The organism is Micromonospora sp. NPDC003776, assembly GCF_053605645.1.
Window position 1 is genome coordinate 1 of record NZ_JBSGJR010000656.1, and the last position, 3486, is coordinate 3486.

General features: G+C 72.9%; 4 protein-coding genes, 2 tRNA genes and 1 pseudogene. 1 reads left to right on the top strand and 6 read right to left on the bottom strand.

The features are described from left to right. Window positions 1–36: 36 nt before the first annotated feature. From ACWEVO_RS32750 to ACWEVO_RS32775, 6 genes are all read right to left on the bottom strand, one after another. On the bottom strand, window positions 37–285 hold the full coding sequence (locus ACWEVO_RS32750; RefSeq protein WP_123243527.1) for a hypothetical protein: 249 nt from the start codon (window positions 283–285) through the stop codon (window positions 37–39). 86 nt (window positions 286–371) lie between these two features. Continuing rightward, window positions 372–1667: an MFS transporter gene (locus ACWEVO_RS32755; protein ID WP_452311312.1), complete on the bottom strand. Its 1296-nt coding sequence runs from the start codon at window positions 1665–1667 to the stop codon at window positions 372–374. Then, window positions 1664–2263, bottom strand: a complete 600-nt coding sequence (locus tag ACWEVO_RS32760) for an ArsR/SmtB family transcription factor (RefSeq protein WP_452311313.1) — start codon at window positions 2261–2263, stop codon at window positions 1664–1666. Before ACWEVO_RS32760 ends, ACWEVO_RS32755 begins: the two co-directional genes overlap by 4 nt. Window positions 2264–2377: 114 nt before the next feature. Further along, a tRNA-Met gene (locus tag ACWEVO_RS32765) sits at window positions 2378–2451 on the bottom strand. A 119-nt stretch (window positions 2452–2570) separates the two neighbouring features. Further along, window positions 2571–2644 (bottom strand) — tRNA-Met (locus ACWEVO_RS32770). A 50-nt stretch (window positions 2645–2694) separates the two neighbouring features. After that, window positions 2695–3075, bottom strand: a complete 381-nt coding sequence (locus ACWEVO_RS32775) for a hypothetical protein (protein WP_452311314.1) — start codon at window positions 3073–3075, stop codon at window positions 2695–2697. Window positions 3076–3393: 318 nt separating this feature from the next. Between ACWEVO_RS32775 and ACWEVO_RS32780 the strand changes: the two are divergent. Then, window positions 3394–3486: pseudogene (locus ACWEVO_RS32780) on the top strand (2-oxo acid dehydrogenase subunit E2); the annotation flags it as partial.

Here is a 3486-nt window from a genome sequence, read left to right on the forward strand (position 1 = left end):
GTCGCGGGATCGCCGCGACCGGTCGCGCGAGGTTTGTCAGCGCGGCGGACCGCCGCGGCGGCCCCGCATCAGCCGCAGCACGAGCAACACGATCACCACGACCACCACGAGGCAGCAGAGCAGCCCGAGGAAGCCGCCCCCGCCGCGCGACCGCCGTCGGGCGGCCTCCACCACCAACTCGCCGGTGCCCGTGGACGCCCACGCCGCGACCGGCACGAACACCGAGAGCACGACCGCACCGAGGACCGCTCCGAGCCGTCCCCACCACCTGTTCCAAGCAGACATGCCCCCATCCTCGTCGAGCGGCGCAACCCGGGCACGGCGACGGGCAGAGCGGGGTGGCCGCCACCGCCCGTCGCACCCGGTACGTCTCACCGCCCGGTCACGGCGAGATCGGCCCGGTCGGGGTCGTCGAGCTGGTCCAGGGATCGCACCTTCGGGATCGGCGAGGGGAGCAGCCACAGCACGCAGAGCATCCCCCCGACCGCCGCTATCCAGAGCGTCGGGCGCAGGCCGAGCCAGCTGCCGAGCGCCCCGCCGGTCAACGCGCCGAGCGGCCGGATGCCGTAGTTGACCGTCGAGAACGCGCCGGAGACCCGGCTGCGCAGGCCGTCCGGGATGACCGTGGCCTGGAGCGCGTTGAGGTTGACGTCGAACAGCATCACACCGACCCCGGAGAGGAACTCCGCCCCGGCCACCAGCGCCACCCGCGCCCAGAGCGGGCCTGCGGCGACGGCCACCAGAGCGGCCGAGGCCGGGAAGACGATCCCGCCCACCATGATGCTGCGGCCCACGCCGATCCGGGCGGACAGCCGGGGCGCCACCACCGCGCCCAGCAGTCCGCCGGCCGCGCCGACCCCGAGGGCGAGGCCGAGCAACCCTGCGGGGAGGCCGAGCGTACGGCTGGCGAAGAAGACGAGCAGCGCGTTGAAGATGAAGCTGAAGTAGTTGACCGTGGTCGCGCAGCCGAGGCCGGCCCGGAGCACGGGGTGGCCGAGGGTGAACCGCAGCCCCTCCCGGGCCCGCTGCCAGAGCCGGCCGGTCGCGGCGTCGTCGTCGGTGGCGGCCACCCTGGTCGTACGGGCCCGGCCGACGCCGACCGCGGAGAGCAGGAAGGAGACGGCGTCCACCAGGATCGCGATCGGCGCGGTCAACGCCTGGACCAGCAGACCGCCGAGGGCCGGACCGGCGATGAAGGACACCGACCGGCTGGCGCTCAGCGCGCTGTTCGCCGGCAGGTAGCGCGACCGGTCCACGAGCAGCACGAAGAAGGCCGGGTAGGTGGTGTTGAACAGCACCGAGGCGGCCCCGGTGAGCAGGGCCACCGCGTAGAGCTGAGCCAGCGTGCCGGCGTCGAAGGCGAAGGCGAGCGGCACCGTCACGAGCAGTCCGGCGCGGATCAGGTCGGCCGCCACCAGGAGCCGCTTCTTGTTCGGCTGCCGGTCCACCCAGGTGCCGATGAAGATCCCGGCGAGGTTGGGCAGCCAGATCAGGGCGGTCAGCACCGACACCTGGGCCGCGCTGGCGTCGAGGAGGAGCACGGCGAGGAGCGGGAAGGCCAGCTCGGAGATCCGGTCGCCGAACTGCGAGACGGTGTGCGCCAGGAAGAACGACCGGAAGCCGGGCTCGCGGAGCAGCGAACCGGTCCGCTCCCCCGGGCCGCTCACTGCTCCTCCGCCTCGGGCAGGACGTACCGCATGACCCGCACGGGTCGGACGTCGGCCGGCTGCCCGGCCGGCTCCCGGGTGACGTACGGCGCGAGCACGTGTTCGATGGCGGCGTTGACGGCGGCCAGTTCGTCGACGGTCAACCGGACCGTGGTGTTCGACAGTCCCGCCTCACGGCGCCACTCCGCCGACAGCCGCGGCTCGACCTCGGCCATCCACCGGGCGGGCAGATCGGCGTACTGGGTGAAGAGGGCGCGGCTCAGCACCTGGCTGGCCGCCTGCCCCTCCGCGTCGTCGGGGAACGTGAAGCGGAAACCCCGGGCGCTCGCCGCCCAGTAGCGTTTCCGCGCGTCGCCGCCGGTGCCGCTGTCCCGGACCAGGCCGAAGCCGGCCAGGTGGCGCAGGTGCCAGCTGGTGACCGAGGGCGTCGCGCCGACGTGCTCGGAGAGCTCGGTGGCCGTCGCCGGGCCGTGCCCTTGGAGCCGCCCCAGGATGGCCAGCCGGACCGGGTGGGAGAGCGCCCGCATCGCCTTCGGATCGGTCAGCTCGAGATCGCCGTAGGGGTTACCGGCGTCGCCCGGATTTCTGAGAGACATGTTTCGAAAGTAGTCTCTCAGAAATTGCCTGGCAAGCCCCACCCTGCTGACCTGCGAATGGCTACCGAAACGGCGAAAGGCCCCGGAGCGAACTCCGGGGCCTTTCGCGACGAGTAGCGGGGACAGGATTTGAACCTGCGACCTCTGGGTTATGAGCCCAGCGAGCTACCGAGCTGCTCCACCCCGCGTCGGCTCGTACAGCCTATCGCATCTCCGCCGTGGAGATCAGCCGGGTCCCCGATCGCGGGCGGTTCCCCCCTATACGGCGAAGGGCCCCGGAGTGAACTCCGGGGCCCTTCGGGACGAGTAGCGGGGACAGGATTTGAACCTGCGACCTCTGGGTTATGAGCCCAGCGAGCTACCGAGCTGCTCCACCCCGCGTCGGCTCGTCTACCGTAGCGCACCGACCCCAGGGGCCGCAAAACGGGCCGTCAGCCCAGCCACCGCCGCAGCGCGTCGGTCGCCCGCCGGCTGTCCGCGTCGAACTGCGCGACGTCCGTCGAGGTGCCCTCCCAGCCCTGCTCCCAGAGCACGGTGACCACGTCGCCGACCCTGATGGCGCGGATCAGGCGGACCTCGTCGTTGCCGGTCGGGTAGCCGTTGACGTCCCGCGCCAGCGTGCGGATCTCGATCAGCACCGTCTCGTCGCCGTACCGGCCGCCGGTCAGGAGCTTCAGGTGGGTGGGTCGCTCCGAGTACGGGTCCGGCTGCGTGGGACAGCTCTGGACGGCCCGCCGGAGCTGCCGCAGCGCGTCGTCGGCCCGACCCGCCCGGTAGATCGTGATGCTGTGCCGGTAGCTGCCGTCCGGCACGGACCCCGCCGGCGTTCCCGCCAGCTTGAACGCCATGGTCCGGCCCCGGCGGGCCACCAGGTTCGACTCGCCCGGGGTCACCCCGCAGAACGTGGGCAGCACCGGCCCCGAGCCGAACTCCGCCCCGGTGCCCGTGTCGTTCGCGGGCGGCAGGGTGAAAAACGCGCGGTCCGGGATGCGGGTCGGAGTGCCGGCCGTGGGCGACGTACCGGTTGTCGCCGGCGGCCGGTCCGGCGTACGCGACGGGGACGTGCTGCCGCTCGGGTCCGTCGTCGGGCTGGGCGGCCCGCTGCGGGACGGCACGGCCGGGCTGGTGCCGGTACGCCGATCCTGCCCCCGGGCGAGTCGGCGATCCTCGCCTTCGGCGCGGTCCGGGAGCTGCCGTGGGTGCACAAGGGCAAGGTCAAGCCG

Excerpts from the sequence above, each read along its gene's own strand:
- ACWEVO_RS32760 (WP_452311313.1), bottom strand. The coding sequence starts at position 2,263 with ATGTCTCTCAGAAATCCGGGCGACGCCGGTAACCCCTACGGCGATCTC.
- ACWEVO_RS32750 (WP_123243527.1), bottom strand. The coding sequence starts at position 285 with ATGTCTGCTTGGAACAGGTGGTGGGGACGGCTCGGAGCGGTCCTCGGT.